Annotated in this window: 15 protein-coding genes and 1 tRNA gene; 7 read left to right on the forward strand and 9 right to left on the reverse strand. The window is 67.0% G+C overall.

The genetic code is table 11. The features are described 5' to 3' along the window. The first annotated feature begins 37 nt into the window (after positions 1-37). Positions 38-637 carry a methyltransferase gene (locus AWR35_RS03810; RefSeq protein ID WP_058574622.1) on the forward strand — a complete coding sequence of 200 codons (600 nt, stop codon included), beginning with the start codon at positions 38-40 and terminating at the stop codon, positions 635-637. 58 nt (positions 638-695) lie between these two features. Here AWR35_RS03810 and metW read toward each other — a convergent pair whose 3' ends face one another. The 5 genes from metW to AWR35_RS03835 all read right to left on the reverse strand — a co-directional run bounded on the left by metW (position 696) and on the right by AWR35_RS03835 (position 4,689). Further along, positions 696-1,301: a methionine biosynthesis protein MetW gene (metW, locus tag AWR35_RS03815; RefSeq protein WP_058574623.1), complete on the reverse strand. Its 606-nt coding sequence runs from the start codon at positions 1,299-1,301 to the stop codon at positions 696-698. After that, positions 1,298-2,494 (reverse strand): homoserine O-acetyltransferase, encoded by a 1,197-nt coding sequence (locus AWR35_RS03820; protein ID WP_058574624.1) that lies wholly within the window; start codon positions 2,492-2,494, stop codon positions 1,298-1,300. Before AWR35_RS03820 ends, metW begins: the two co-directional genes overlap by 4 nt. Positions 2,495-2,510: 16 nt before the next feature. Further along, positions 2,511-3,062 carry a YggT family protein gene (locus tag AWR35_RS03825; RefSeq protein ID WP_058574625.1) on the reverse strand — a complete coding sequence of 184 codons (552 nt, stop codon included), beginning with the start codon at positions 3,060-3,062 and terminating at the stop codon, positions 2,511-2,513. A 40-nt stretch (positions 3,063-3,102) separates the two neighbouring features. Next, positions 3,103-3,942 (reverse strand): pyrroline-5-carboxylate reductase, encoded by an 840-nt coding sequence (gene proC, locus AWR35_RS03830; protein WP_058574626.1) that lies wholly within the window; start codon positions 3,940-3,942, stop codon positions 3,103-3,105. 78 nt (positions 3,943-4,020) lie between these two features. Next, complete coding sequence (locus AWR35_RS03835) at positions 4,021-4,689, reverse strand: YggS family pyridoxal phosphate-dependent enzyme (RefSeq protein WP_058574627.1); 669 nt, start codon at positions 4,687-4,689, stop codon at positions 4,021-4,023. Positions 4,690-4,823: 134 nt separating this feature from the next. Here AWR35_RS03835 and AWR35_RS03840 point away from each other — a divergent pair, with 134 nt between their 5' ends. From AWR35_RS03840 to AWR35_RS03860, 5 genes are all read left to right on the forward strand, one after another. After that, positions 4,824-5,873 (forward strand): type IV pilus twitching motility protein PilT, encoded by a 1,050-nt coding sequence (locus AWR35_RS03840; RefSeq protein WP_058574628.1) that lies wholly within the window; start codon positions 4,824-4,826, stop codon positions 5,871-5,873. Positions 5,874-5,927: 54 nt separating this feature from the next. Continuing rightward, complete coding sequence (locus AWR35_RS03845) at positions 5,928-7,073, forward strand: PilT/PilU family type 4a pilus ATPase (protein WP_058574629.1); 1,146 nt, start codon at positions 5,928-5,930, stop codon at positions 7,071-7,073. Between the two features lie 25 nt (positions 7,074-7,098). Beyond that, on the forward strand, positions 7,099-8,253 hold the full coding sequence (locus AWR35_RS03850) for a PilT/PilU family type 4a pilus ATPase (protein WP_058574630.1): 1,155 nt from the start codon (positions 7,099-7,101) through the stop codon (positions 8,251-8,253). A 62-nt stretch (positions 8,254-8,315) separates the two neighbouring features. Then, positions 8,316-8,389 (forward strand) — tRNA-Gly (locus AWR35_RS03855). Between the two features lie 138 nt (positions 8,390-8,527). Then, positions 8,528-9,604 carry an FAD-dependent oxidoreductase gene (locus AWR35_RS03860; RefSeq protein WP_058574631.1) on the forward strand — a complete coding sequence of 359 codons (1,077 nt, stop codon included), beginning with the start codon at positions 8,528-8,530 and terminating at the stop codon, positions 9,602-9,604. A gap of 48 nt (positions 9,605-9,652) precedes the next feature. Here AWR35_RS03860 and AWR35_RS03865 read toward each other — a convergent pair whose 3' ends face one another. Beyond that, positions 9,653-9,991 (reverse strand): P-II family nitrogen regulator, encoded by a 339-nt coding sequence (locus tag AWR35_RS03865; RefSeq protein WP_058574632.1) that lies wholly within the window; start codon positions 9,989-9,991, stop codon positions 9,653-9,655. An 81-nt stretch (positions 9,992-10,072) separates the two neighbouring features. Continuing rightward, the gene (locus tag AWR35_RS03870) at positions 10,073-12,283 is read right to left on the reverse strand and encodes a primosomal protein N' (RefSeq protein WP_082663890.1); all 2,211 of its coding nucleotides are present in this window, start codon (positions 12,281-12,283) and stop codon (positions 10,073-10,075) included. A gap of 161 nt (positions 12,284-12,444) precedes the next feature. On the opposite strand from AWR35_RS03870, the gene rpsT reads away from it, so the two are divergent. Beyond that, positions 12,445-12,705 (forward strand): 30S ribosomal protein S20, encoded by a 261-nt coding sequence (gene rpsT, locus AWR35_RS03875; protein WP_058574633.1) that lies wholly within the window; start codon positions 12,445-12,447, stop codon positions 12,703-12,705. A 100-nt stretch (positions 12,706-12,805) separates the two neighbouring features. On the opposite strand, the gene pyrE is transcribed toward rpsT, so the two are convergent. Beyond that, complete coding sequence (gene pyrE / locus AWR35_RS03880; protein ID WP_058574634.1) at positions 12,806-13,453, reverse strand: orotate phosphoribosyltransferase; 648 nt, start codon at positions 13,451-13,453, stop codon at positions 12,806-12,808. 65 nt (positions 13,454-13,518) lie between these two features. Then, a complete protein-coding gene (locus tag AWR35_RS03885) occupies positions 13,519-14,505 on the reverse strand; it encodes a TIGR00341 family protein (RefSeq protein ID WP_058574635.1) in 987 nt (328 codons plus the stop codon). Positions 14,506-14,573 lie beyond the last annotated feature (68 nt).

The following is a 14,573-nucleotide window of genomic DNA, read 5'->3' on the forward strand; positions in this document are numbered from 1 at the left end:
CCGTCTTCCGACAACCAGCCAATAGCGTCGTTCCGCCATGAAGCATCCCAAGGACCCGCAAGCCATCGCCGCCCTGCGGCACGACCAGGTCATCCAGTGCGAACTGCTGGGCCAGCCCCTGACCCTGCATTCGACCTGGGGGCTGTTCTCGCCACGCGAGATCGACGCCGGCACCCGGCTGCTGCTCGCTCACACCGATATCCCGCCTGCCGGCAGCACTATCGTCGACCTGGGCTGCGGCTACGGCCCGATCGGTGCCGCCATGGCCAAGGCATGCCCGGAAAGTCGGGTGATTTTGCTGGACAAGGATTTCGTCGCAGTCGACTACGCCCAGGGCAATCTGGGACGCAACCGGCTGGAGAACGCCGAGGCACGGCTATCCAACGGGCTGTCGGCCGTCGATGGCGAGGGATTCGACCGGCTCTACTCGAACGTGCCGGCCAAGGTGGGCAAGGAGATGTGGCAGATCATGCTGTTCGACACCTGGCAGGGGCTAAAGCCCGGCGGCGAGGTGTGGTTCGTGTCGATCAACGGCCTGCGCGAGTACTTCAAGCGCACCATGAAGGAACAGTTCGGCAACTACGACAAGGTCAAGCAGGGCAAGACCTACACCGTCCATCGCGCCGTGAAGGAATAAACACCGGCCGACTCAAGAGCGCCTCGAGAAACGACCCGGGCGCCTCGTGGCGAGGGCTTCAGACGACGCGCTTGCGGATGCGATAGATGGCGTGCTCGCCGAACCAGTTGGGCATCGCGCGCAGCAGCGGCGAGCTTTGACGGTTCTGGTCGACCACCGCCCGGTCGAGGATCTCGATGCCGAGACCTTCGCAGAGTGCCTCGAAGTCGCGCAGTGTGCACAGATGGATGTTGGGCGTGTTGTACCAGGGATTCGGCAGCGCCTTGGTGGTCGGCATCATGCCCTGCACGCCCAGCTGCCAGCGATTGCGCCAGTAGCCCATGTTGGGGAAGGTGACGATGCCCTCCTCGGCGACCTCGAGCATCTCGCCGAGCAGCCGCTCCGGGTGGCGGATCGCCTGGATGGTCTGGCTGACCACCACGAAGTCGAACGAGTGCCGGCCGAACCAGTCGCGGATGCCGTCATCGAGATCGGCCTGCACGATATTCAGGTCGGCGGCCACACCGCGAGCGACCCGCTCGTCGTCCACTTCCATTCCCACGCCGTGCACGCCACGCCTGGCGATCAGGTGGCGCAACAACGCACCGTCGCCGCAGCCCAGGTCGAGCACCCGGGCGTTCTCGCGGATCCAGCCGGTGACGATTTCCCAGTCCGGACGATTCATGCGCGACTCTCCTCGGCACCAGCCTCCTCGGTCAGGCTGCGGGCAATATTGTCGAAGTAGCCGCGCAGCACCTGGTGGTAATAGGGAATCGGCATCAGGAAGGCATCGTGCCCCTGATGCGCCTCGACCTCGGCATAGGAGACCGACTTGCCCGAGGCCAGCAGCGCGCGGACGATCTCGCGCGAGCGGGCCGGGGAGAAGCGCCAGTCGGAGGTGAACGAGACCACCAGGAAACGGGCCGTGGCCGGCGCGAGCGCCGTGGCCAGATCGTCATCGGCCTCGGCGGCCGGGTCGAAGTAGTCCAGCGCCTTGGTCATCAGCAAGTAGGTGTTGGCATCGAAACGATCGACGAAACTGGTGCCCTGGTAGCGCAGGTAGGACTCCACCTGGAACTCGACGTCGAAGCCGTACTGCACCTTGCCCGAGCGCAGTTCGCGGCCGAACTTGGCCCGCATGGCGTCATCCGAAAGGTAGGTGATGTGACCCAGCATGCGCGCGAGCATCAGGCCGCGTCGCGGGATCACGCCGTGTTCGGCATACCGCCCTTCGTGGAAGTCCGGGTCGGTGATGATCGCCTGGCGGGCGACCTCGTTGAAGGCGATGTTCTGCGCCGAAAGCTTGGGCGCCGCCGCGATCACGACCGCATGGGCGACCGCCTCCGGGTAGCTGATCGCCCACTGCATCACCTGCATGCCGCCGAGGCTGCCGCCGGTGACGGCCGCCCACCGCGAGATGCCCAGCTTGCGCATCAGGGCGTGCTGGCTGTTGACCCAGTCACGCACGGTAAGGATCGGAAAATCCGGGCCGTACGGGCGGCCCGTCTCCGGATTCTCCGACAGCGGGCCGGTCGACCCCTTGCAGCCACCGAGGTTGTTGACGCAGACGACGAAGAAGCGATCGGTGTCGATCGGCTTGCCGGGCCCGATGGCGGTGTCCCACCAGCCCGGCTTGCGGTCCTCGGGACGGTGCCGGCCGGCGGCGTGGTGATCCCCGGAAAGCGCATGGCAGATCAGCACCGCATTGTCGGCGCGCTCGTTGAGCTCGCCGTAGGTTTCGTAGACCAGCTCGTAGCGCTCGATGCGACGACCGCAATCGAGCAGCAACGGCGTGTCGATCTGCGCGGACTTGGGCTCGACCAGGCCCACCGAACCGGGCTGATGCGTCGGGTTGTTCGTCGGGGCGGAATCGCTCATGAGTCTCCTCGTTGGCTCAGCCCATCAGCAGGTTGCCGACGATCATCTGCGCCACCTGGATGATCAGCAGCACGGCCAGCGGCGAGAGGTCGATACCGCCGATCGGCGGCAGCACGCGGCGGACGGGCGCGACCACCGGGTCGGTCAGGTCGTCGAGAAAGGCCACGCCCGGCGACCGGTCATTGCCGAGCCAAGAGGCCACCGCGCGCAGCAGCACCGTCCAGAAGAACAGGTTGGTGACCGTGAGGAAGGCGAAATAGAGGGTGCCGAGGAACAGGCCGGTGCCGCTCATGCCCACACCCTGCATCGCGGTGATGGCCAGCACCATCAGCGCGACCATTACCAGCGCGAACACCAGCGACGCCAGATCGTGACGGCCGACCGGCCGGATCACCATGCGAATCGGGTTGAGCACGGGATCGGTGATCTTGACCACCGCCTGGGTGACCGGGTTGTAGAAGTTCGCCTGGAACAGCTGCAGGAAATAGCGAGCGAAGGCGACGAAGATCACCAGCTCGAACAGCACCCGCACCAGAAAGACGCTCGGATCCCCGAAGCTACCGCTCATTTGCACTTATCTCGACATGTGGATTGGGTTCGACAACGGCTCAGCCGTTGGCGCCGTCATCGATCTTGGCTGCCAGCTCGCGGCTGCGATCGCGCGAGGCGCGGATGGCACGCGCAAAGGCCTCGCGCACGCCGGACTCCTCCAGCTGGGCGATCGCCCGCTCGGTGGTGCCGCCAGGAGAACTCACCCGACGACGCAGCTCGGCCGGCGGCTCGTCGGCCGCCAGGGCCAGCTTGGCGGCCCCGTAGACCGTCTCCAGTGTCAGCAGACGGGCCACGTCCGGCGCCATGCCCAGCTCTTCGGCTGCCGCCTGCATGGATTCCATCAGGTAGAAGGCGTAGGCCGGGCCGCTGCCGGACAGCGCGGTGACCTCGTCGATCTGCGACTCGTCCTCGAGCCACTGGACCACGCCCACGGCGCGCATCAGCGACTCGGCATCACTCTGCTGCTCCCGGCTCACCGCCTCGGCGGCGAACAGACCGGTCGCCCCGCAGCCGACCATCGACGGCGTATTCGGCATGGCTCGCACCACCGCAGCATGCCCGCCGAGCCAGCGCTGCAGGGCGGCTACCGGAATGCCGGCGGCAATCGAGACCACCAGCTGACCGGCCGCCAGAGACGGGGCCAGGTCCTCGGCCACCGACTGCATCACCTGCGGCTTGACCGCCAGCACGACCAGCTGCGCCCCGTCGATGGCAGCGTGATTGTCGCCGGTCACCTCGACCCCCAGCTGCTGGGCCAGCGACTGGCGACGCTCGTCGTTGGGGTCGGCGACCACGATCGACGGTCGGGCGCCCTCGGGCGCATCCTTGACCATGCCGCCGATCAGCGCGGCGGCCATGTTGCCGCCACCGATAAAGGCTATCCGCGAGGCATTCATTGTCTCACCTGCCAGCTTTGCGTTTGACGAAGACCTAGGAAAATAACACGAATGGCGACCGAATGCGGCCTGAGACCCTCAGTCACGGGGGCCGAACAGGGCCGTTCCGACCCGCACGATGGTCGCCCCCGCCGCGATGGCGGGCTCGAAATCGCCGCTCATGCCCATCGACAGTTCCGGCAGCGGTTCCGGCAGGCTGGCGTTGAGTTCCGCCAGCTGGGCGAACGCCTCGGTGTTGCCGGGACGCGGAATGCACATCAACCCCTGCAGCCGCAGGGTCGGCTGCTCGGCGCAGGCCGCCGCGATGGCCGCGACCTCGTCCGGCACCGCACCCGACTTGCTCGCCTCGTCGTCGATGTTGACCTGGATCAGCACGTTGAGCGGCCCCAGCGCCGGGTCGCGCTGCTCGCCCAGGCGTCGCACCAGCTTGACCCGGTCGACGCTGTGCACCCAGTCGAAATGCGCGGCGATCGCGCGGGTCTTGTTCGACTGGATCGGGCCGATGAAATGCCAGGTCAGCGGCAGATCACCCAGTGCCTCCTGCTTCTCCAGCGCCTCCTGGAGATAGTTCTCGCCAAAATCGCGCTGGCCCATTTCGGCCAGCGCCCGGATCGCCTCGACGGGCTGGCGCTTGCTGACCGCCACCAGCCTCACCGGGCGCGATTGATCGCCACGCTGTCCCCGTTCGGCGACCGCATTGTCGATCCGTTCGCGGATGGTTCGGTACGCGCTTTCTCGATTTCCCATCTTGCACCTTGTGCGTGTTCGTTTTACCTTGTCCTCAACGAAGGCCGAGCCGCGTCACTGCGGGCCCCCCGGCCTTTGACAGGCACCACCAATGGACTTGAGACGGGGCCTTCTCCCCGAAAAAGGACGATCGCATGGCCGAAACCCGAGATATCGACTCCCTGCTGATGTTCACCGTCAAGAACGGGGCATCGGACCTGCACCTGTCTGCCGGCGAACAGCCCCGCGTGCGCATCGACGGCGACATCCGCAAGGTGAACGTCCCGGTCATGGACCACAAGGACGTGCACAGCATGGTGTACGACATCATGAACGACCGGCAACGCAAGGAGTACGAGGACAACCTCGAGGTCGACTTCTCGTTCGAACTGCGCGGCCATGCCCGTTTCCGTGTCAACGCCTTCAACCAGAATCGCGGCGCCAGTGCGGTCTTCCGCACCATCCCGAGCAAGGTGCTGACCCTGGAGCAGCTCGACGCGCCCAAGGTGTTCCAGGATCTGTGCGACTACCCCAACGGCATCGTGCTGGTCACCGGCCCAACCGGTTCGGGTAAGTCGACCACGCTCGCGGCGATGATCGACTACATCAACGACCACCGCAACGACCACATCCTGACGGTCGAGGATCCGATCGAATTCGTCCACGAGTCGAAGAAGTGCCTGCTCAACCAGCGCGAGGTGCATCGCGACACGCACAGCTTCAACGCGGCACTGCGTTCGGCCCTGCGCGAGGATCCCGACGTGGTCCTCGTCGGCGAGCTGCGTGACCTGGAGACCATCCGCCTGGCGCTGACTGCGGCCGAGACCGGCCACCTGGTGTTCGGCACGCTGCACACCAGCTCCGCGGCCAAGACCATCGACCGGATCATCGACGTCTTCCCCTCCGCGGAGAAGGACATGGTCCGGGCGATGCTCTCCGAATCCCTGCGCGCGGTCATCTCGCAGACCCTGCTGAAGAAGATCAGCGGCGGGCGCGTCGCGGCGCACGAGATCATGCTCGGCACGCCGGCCATCCGCAACCTGATCCGGGAGAACAAGGTGGCGCAGATGTACTCGGCCATCCAGACCGGCCAGGCCCAGGGCATGCAGACGCTCGACCAGAACCTCAAGACCCTGGTCACCCGCGGCGTGATTTCCAAGGAGCTCGCCCGCGGCCGCGCCGCCAACAAGAACGACTTCATGTAACCCACGTCCCCCGGCCCGGATGGCCGGGCGGGCGGCACCAGCCGGGACAGCTCGATGGATCGCCAGCAAGCAGCCAACTACGTACAGGCCCTCCTCAAGCGGGCCGTCGACCGCAACGCCTCCGACCTGTTCGTCACCGTCGGCGCACCGCCGTCGGCCAAGGTCGACGGCAAGGTCGTCCACCTGACCGACCAGAAGCTCTCGGTCGAGAACACCCAGATGCTCGTGCGCTCGATCATGACCGACAAGCAGGTGGCGCACTTCGAGGAGAGCCACGAAGCCAACTTCGCCATCTCGCTGCCCGGGGTGGCGCGCTTCCGCGTCAACGCCTTCATGCAGCGCGGCAGCGAGGGGATGGTCCTGCGGATGATCCGCTCGGACATCCCGGACTTCGGCGAGCTCAAGCTGCCGGACGTGCTCGGCGACATCGCCATGACCGCCCGCGGCCTGGTGATCTTCGTGGGCGCGACCAGTTCGGGCAAGTCGACCTCGCTCGCCGCGATGCTCGACTACCGCAACGAGAATTCGCGCGGTCACATCGTCACCATCGAAGACCCGATCGAGTTCGTGCACAAGCACAAGGGCTGCCTGGTGACCCAGCGCGAGGTGGGCATGGACACCGACTCCTTCGGCGCGGCCCTGAAGAACACCCTGCGCCAGGCGCCGGACGTGATCCTGATCGGCGAGATTCGCGACCGCGAGACCATGGATCACGCCATCGCCTTCGCCGAGACCGGCCACCTATGCCTGTCGACGCTGCACGCGAACAACACCAACCAGGCACTCGACCGGATCATCAACTTCTTCCCGGAAGATCGCCGCCAGCAGTTGCTGATGGACCTGTCGCTCAACCTCAAGTCGGTGGTCTCGCAGCGACTGCTGCGCAAGACCGACGGCGAAGGGCGCGTCCCGGCGGTCGAGGTGCTGCTCAACACCCCGCTGATCGGCGACCTGATCTTCAAGGGCGAGGTCTCGGAGATCAAGGAGGTCATGAAGCGCTCGCGCGAGCTGGGCATGCAGACCTTCGACCAGGCCCTGTTCGACCTGTACGACTCCTACCAGGTCGACTACGACGAGGCGATCAGCAAGGCCGACTCGGTCAACGACCTGCGCCTGCGCATCAAGCTCGAGAGCAAGCGCGGACTGCCCAAGAGCCGCGATGACGACGCCGGAGACGAACTCAAGGTCGAGTCCGACTGAGCCCACCTGACCAGGACGCTGCAACATGAGCCAACTGAGCCTCGAACCCTACCTGAAGCTGCTCGCCGACAAGGAGGGTTCCGACCTGTACTTCTCCAGCGGGACGACCCCCGCGGTCAAGATCCAGGGCGAGATGCGCTTCATCGGCAAGGACCGCCTGCGCAGCGGCCAGGTCGAGGAACTGGCGCGCTCGGTGCTGAACCAGCACCAGATCGACGACTTCCTCGAGACCCTCGAACTCAACGTCGCCCTGTCGCGGCCGGGCATCGGCCGCTTCCGCATGAACGTGTTCATGCAGCGCGGCGAGTGGTCGCTGGTGATTCGCTTCATCCAGGCGGAAATCCCGCGGGCAGCCGATCTCAACCTGCCGATGGTGGTCGAGGACCTGATCACGGAACGCCGCGGCCTGATCCTCGTGGTCGGCGCGACCGGCTCGGGCAAGTCGACCACGCTCGCCTCCATGATCGACTACCGCGCCGAGGCGCGGCCAGGGCACATCCTGACGGTCGAGGACCCGATGGAGTACGCCTTCCGTCACCGCAACTCGGTGGTCAACCAGCGCGAGGTCGGCGTCGACACCCGGTCCTACGCCGCGGCGCTCAAGGAGGCCCTGCGCGAGGCCCCGGACGTCATCATGATCGGCGAGGTGCGTGACCGGGCGACGATGGAGCACGCGCTCGCCTACGCCGACACCGGTCACCTGTGCATCAGCACGCTGCACGCGACCAACGCCAACCAGGCACTCGACCGGATCATCCGCTTCTTCCCGTCCGAATCGCGCGACCAGCTGCTGATGGACCTGTCGCTCAACCTCAAGGCGATCATCTCGCAGCGACTGATCATCGGCAGCGGCGGCAAGCGCTTGCCGGCCGTCGAGATCCTGATCAACACCCCGCTGGTCTCGGACCTGATCAAGCGCGGCGAGATCGACGCGATCAAGGAATCGATGGAGAAGAACACCTCGAGCGGCGCGATGACCTTCGACATGTCGATCCTGGAACTGCACAAGAAGGGCCTGATCACGCGCGAGGAAGCGCTGGCAAACGCCGACAGCCGCAGCAACATGGAGTGGCTGATCAGCTTCGGCGGCGGACAGGACGAACTCAAGGCCGCGGCGGCCGATTCCAGCGGCATCAAGAGCGATGCCTCGGACAGCGACGAGCTGCCGCCGCTGGAGTGACCGCGGCCGCCGGATCGCGGCTTGCGTTTGCACGGGCAGGCCACGATAATCACCGGCACCTTGCGGGTGTAGCTCAATGGTAGAGCAGAAGCTTCCCAAGCTTAAGACGAGGGTTCGATTCCCTTCACCCGCTCCAGTTTCCCCGGACGCCACCTCGGGCCGCTTGACGCCTGAGCACGGCAAGCACGCCCCCGCCCGCTACTGATTCGTCGCCGGCCGCGGGGCCGCAGCCCGCAGCCGTCCGGATCAGCCGCCAGGTGGCATTGCACCTCCCGTGACCTCGACCCGCTTCGACATCATCGTCATCGGCGCCGGCATCGCCGGGCTGACCAGCGCACTCGCCCTGCGACAAGCAGGTGCGTCGGTGGCGGTCCTGGATCGCGGCCAGCCGGGCACCGAGGCCTCCTGGGCCGGCGGCGGGATCCTCTGCCCACTCTATGCCTGGCGCTACCCGGCAGCGGTGCTCGCCATCGCCGCCGAAGGCATGCGCGGCTACCCCGCCCTGCTCGACTCGCTCGACTCGCGTATCGACCCGGAGCGGCTGGTCACCGGCATGCGCATCCTCGACCCCATCGCCCCCGGCGAGACACGCGACGCCATTGCCGCGACCTTGTCGCAGGCCGGCATCCGGCACGAATGGCAAACGGCTGAGAATCAGGATGCATTGTGGCTGCCCGAGGTGGCCAATGTCCGCAACCCGCGACTACTCGACGCGCTGTTGGACACGGTACGGGCGCGCGGCATCGAGCTGTTCGCACAGCGGGCCGGGCAGGAAGTGCTCACGCGAGCGGGGCGGGTCACGGGAGTCAGGACACCCACGGGCGAATTGTCGGCCGACCGCGTGGTGGTGGCCGCCGGCGCCTGGAGCGAGGCACTGGTTCCGGGCATGCGTGAGGAAAGCCTCTTCCCGGTACGCGGACAGATGCTGCGGCTGGAGCCGCGGGCGGAGAACGGCCTCGATCACATCCTGATGGACGAGGGCGTGTACCTGATTCCGCGCGCGGACGGCTCCGTGGTGATCGGTTCGACCGTCGAGCACGCGGGTTTCGACAAGACGGTCGACGACACCGCCCAGGCGCTGCTGCATGCCAAGGCCTGCCGGCTCTGGCCATCGCTGGCAGGCGCCCGCATCACGCATCGCTGGGCAGGACTGCGCCCGGGGTCCGTCGACGAACTGCCGGTGCTGGGCGAACACCCGGGTATCGAAGGGCTGTGGGTCAACACCGGCGGCTTCCGCAATGGCCTGGCGATGGCGCCGGCGACTGCCGACTTGCTGACCGCCCTGATGACGGGTCAGCCGAGCACGCTGGACCCCACGCCCTACCGAGTCGAGCGCCTGCTCGACAGCTGATCGGCACGCGGCTACTGCGCACGCCGCCTCAGCCGACGCTCCTCGTCTTTAGAGCGCGTCCTCGTTCTCCTCGCTGGTGCGGATGCGCACGGCGCGCTCGATCGGAGCAACGAAGATCTTGCCGTCACCGATCTTGCCGGAATAGGCGGCCTTGACGATGGCATCGATGACCGCGTCTTCCTGGTCGTCGCTGATCACCACCTCGAGCTTCACCTTCGGCAGGAAGTCGACCACGTACTCGGCACCGCGGTACAGCTCGGTATGTCCCTTCTGACGGCCGAAACCCTTGACCTCCGTGGCGGTCAGGCCGTTGATGCCAAGGTCCATCAGGGCGGTGCGGACATCGTCCAGCCGAAACGGCTTGATAATCGCTTCGATCTTCTTCACGTCTCTACTCTCCATGGTGAATATGCAGGGCCCAAACCAGGCGGGCTGCTCACAGTGTAATGCACCAGCCGACCGCTGCCGTCAGGCCAGATCGATCGGATCGACATCGATCGACCAGCGTAGACCCTGACCCGGACGACGACTACCGACCGATTCGTCCACCTGCCACAGCGCCTGGTGCAAGGTACTGCGCACCCGGGCGAGCAACAGCAACTGGAAGCGGTACCGGCCGGCACGGCGGGCCAGCGGCGCGGAGACCGGCCCCCAGACCGCCAGCTCCTCGCCCGCCCCCGCCCGCAACTCCTCGGCCACCCGGGCGAGAAACGCCCGCGCCACACCGGCCTCGCGCGCATCGGCGCGCACCAGCGCGGCGAAGCGCGTCGGCGGCAGCTCGGCCTGTTCGCGTTCGGCCAGCTCGGCGGCCATCACCGCCTCGTAGTCCTCGCTCAGCAAGCGACGCAGGACGGGGTGCTCGGGATCGTGGGTCTGCACCAGCACCTCGCCCGGCCGCTCGGCGCGACCGGCACGACCGGCGACCTGCAGCAGCGACTGGGCGAAACGCTCCGGCCCGCGAAAATCCGCGGCGAACAGGGCCTGGTCGGCATTGACCACCCCGACCAGGGTCACGTCGGGGAAGTCATGCCCCTTGACCAGCATCTGCGTTCCCACCACCAGTCGCGCATCGCCCCGGGCGATGCGCGCGAGGCTCTCGGCCATCACGCCCTTGCCGGCCGTCGCATCCCGGTCCAGACGCACGATGCCGAAGCCGGGAAACCGCGCGGCGAGCACATCCTCGAGCTGCTCGGTCCCCATGCCGCGCACCGACAACGGCGCCTGACAGGAGGGACAGTCGGCGGGCACGCCCTGCTCGAAGCCGCAGTGATGACAGCGCAGGCGCCTCGCCTCGCGGTGCCAGGTGAGAAAGGCATCGCAGTGGGGGCAACCAGCCACCCAGCCGCAGGCATGACAGACCAGGCTCGAGGCGTAGCCGCGCCGATTGAGATAGAGCATGACCTGACCGCCGGCGAGCAAGTGGCGTTCGATCGCACGCATGAGTGCCGGCGATAGCCCCGCCTCCATCGGCTGGCCGCGAATATCGAGGCTGTTGATTGCCGGCATGCGTGCGCCGGTGGCGCGTTCGGTCAGGTGCAGGTGGTGGTAGCGGCCTTCCCAGGCATGCCGCAGCGTCTCCAGCGACGGGGTGGCCGAACCGAGCAGGATGGGGACATCCAGCTGCCGCGCCCGCCACACCAGCACATCGCGGGCGTGATAGAGAAAGCCTTCCTGCTGCTTGAGCGCCGCATCATGCTCCTCGTCGACCACGACCAGCCCGGCCCGCGGCAGCGGCACGAAGGCCGCCGAGCGCGTACCGATAACCAGCTGGGCGCTGCCGGCGGCCACCGCCCGCCAGGCGGAGAGCCGCTCGCCATCCGCCAACCCCGAGTGGAGTACGGCGGGCCCGACGTCGAGGCGGCGGGCGAAGCGGTCGATCAACTGCGGGGTCAACGAGATCTCCGGCACCACCACCAGCACCTGCTCCCCGCGCGCCAGTACGCGCTCGATCAGGGCCAGGTACACCTCGGTCTTGCCGCTGCCGGTGACCCCCTGCAGCAGCCAGGCACCGAAGCGGGCCATGCCGGCAGTCACCGCATCCACCGCCGCCTGCTGCTCGGCGTTCAGGACGGGTGCCGCCGTCGCCGATGCACCGGCTGCGGCGGGCCAGTCAGCCGGCGCTGTCATCGATGTCACCTCGGCCCAGCCGCGCTCGACCAACCGCCGCCGCACGGCAGCCGGTCCCAGCGAGGTCGCCGGCCTCGGTGTCCCGACATCGGCCAATGCCGCGAGGGCCTCCTGCTGGCGCTCGCCGCGCGCGGCACCTTCCTCGTACGCCTGACGCCCCGCCCGGGTAAGCGCGAGGGCCTCGACCTGCAGATCCCGCTCGCCCCGCAACGCCTTGGGCAATGCGGCGAACACCACCTCGCCCAGCGGGTGATGGTAGTAGGCGGCTGCCCAGCGCAGGCAGGCCAGCGTTTTGGCATCCAGCAGCGGCTCCCGGTCGAGCACCGCCGTGATCGGGCGGGTTTCCTGCCCTTCCGGCTCGGCGGGCTCGATCACCACCGCCACCCGCTCGGACTTGCCGAACGGCACCCGCACTCGCGCCCCCGGACTGGGCGACGCTTGTCCGGCATCGAGGTGATAGGTGAAACCGCCGAAGAAGGGGCCCGGCACGACCACCGTCCAGCAGGCCGGAGTCGCCGGGTGATCAGGGTTGGCGGTATGATCGTGATCCATGTCCGGCAGGATACCGCAGCACCTGCCCGGGGTGGCCGAAGGGCCCGATGAGCGAGGGGATTGTTCTTGACTACGTTTGCCGGTATGGCATAATCCCGCGCCTTGAACTGATGTTTCCATCAAGCTCACCAGATTTATAGCCGAATTCGAGGAGTTAACCCGTGGCCAATACCGCTCAAGCCAAAAAGCGCGTTCGCCAGGCCGAGAAAGCCCGCCAGCACAACATGGCGATGCGCTCGCAGGTACGCACTGCCTACAAGGCCGTCATCAAGGCCGTGAAGGACGGTGATGCGGACAAGGCGCAGCAAGCTTACCGCGAAGCCCAGCCGATCCTGGACCGGATGGTCACCAAGCGCATTCTCAAGCGCAACACCGCTGCGCGTCGCAAGTCGACCCTGGTCAACCGCATCAAGTCCATCTGATCGCGCGCGCCGGCCATCGGCGCCCGATAATCGGATGAAAGCAAAAGGCCCCGCTCTCGAGCGGGGCCTTTTTTCATTGCCTCGACAGGAAAGGGCCGACTCAGTCGGCCACACCGTACTCCTTCCGGTAAGCGGCCATCGCCTCGGCCGAGCCGGCCAGACTGGCATCGTTGGCGCAGAACTCGATCAGGCCGTCGAGGTTGGCGATCGCCACCACGTCCAGGTCGTGATCACGCTTGAGCTCGCCGATCGCCGAGAGCTCCCCCTGCCCCCGCTCCTGGCGGTCCATCATCACGGCCACGCCCACGGCCGTCGCGCCGTTGGCCCGGATCAGATCCAGCGACTCGCGGATAGCCGTACCGGCAGTGATCACGTCGTCGATGATCAGCACGCGGCCGGACAGCGGCGCACCGACCAGGTTGCCGCCCTCGCCGTGATCCTTGGCCTCCTTGCGGTTGAAACACCACGGCACCGGCTCGCCCGTGCGCTCGGCCAGGGCGATCGCGGTGGCTGCCGCCAGCGGAATGCCCTTGTAGGCCGGGCCGAACAGCACGTCGAACTCGACCCCGGCATCCAGAATCGCATCGGCATAGAAGCTGCCCAGCGCGGCCAGTGCCTGACCGTCGGCGAACGAACCGGCATTGAAGAAATAGGGGCTGACACGCCCGGACTTGAGCGTGAACTCGCCGAAACGGAGCGCCTCATGCTCGACGGCGAACTGGACGAAAGCCTGACGGAAATCCTGCACGGCTCGATCTTCCTCGTGATGCGAAATAATGGATTGCGAACGGACGCCGGAAGCGTGTAGCGCCCCTAGTACTTGGCCAGCCAGATCAACCCGGCCAGCACCAGCAGCGACACGCCCCAGAAGGCGAACGACCAGCGCACCGACCGGCGGGCGCGGGTCTTCTCCGGCCAATGCCGCGGCGTGATGCCCTTGAGCACGAACACCAGCTTGGCCGAGAGGTTGATCGCCGCGATATTGATGGCGAGCATCAGCCCGGCGGCAATGGCATTGTCCCATTGCGCCCAGCCGACGAACAGCCCAAGCGCCGTGGCCGGTGGCATCAGCGCCACGGCGACCATCACCCCGACCAACCCCGCGGCGGCCCCGGACGTCAGCGACAGCACGGCCGCCGCACCCGAGGCCAGCGCCAGGATCATCGCGGGGTAGCTGACGTTGGTGCGGTCGAGCAGCTGACTGTTGCTGACCGGATCGAGCAACAATCCCATCAGCAACGCCAGCCCGATCGACAGGCTGAGTCCCGCACCGTTCGCGGCAACCGCCCGACGGGACAGGTCGGTATCCCCCAGCGTGGTGCCCAGCGCCAGTGCCAGGTTGGGCCCCAGCAACGGGGCGATCACCATCGCGCCGATCACCACCGCGGCACTGTCCTCGAACATCCCCATGGCCGCCACCACCGCGGACAGGCCACAGAGCAGCAGGTAGGTCGAGGTGATGCTGCCGCCACCGGCCACTTCCGCATAGAGTTCCTCGCGCGACCGGGCCGCGGTGCGCTGGCGCGCCTCCTCCTCGCCCTCTTCGTCCTGCGCTGCCGGCAGCGTTGCCTGAACGCCGCGGATCATGATGCGCGCATGCTCGCAGCGATCGAGGATGCCCTGCAGGTCGTCGAGCACCTCCTGCTGGCCCTCGGGACGGACCACCAGCTCCGTGGAGAAGCGCTCGTCCTCGAACGAGGAGGTGCGCCACCAGTCGACGACGTCATGCGAGTCGGCGATGCGACCGATGGCCGCCTTCTCGCTGGCCGGCGCGACGATTTCGATGATCTTGAGGGCCAAACGGGATTCCTTGCGTCGTTGAGCCGCCAAACCTTAACCGAAAAAGGCCACCGGCGTCGCCACCGGTG

Source organism: Guyparkeria sp. WRN-7 (assembly GCF_001641825.1).
GTDB lineage: Bacteria > Pseudomonadota > Gammaproteobacteria > Halothiobacillales > Halothiobacillaceae > Guyparkeria.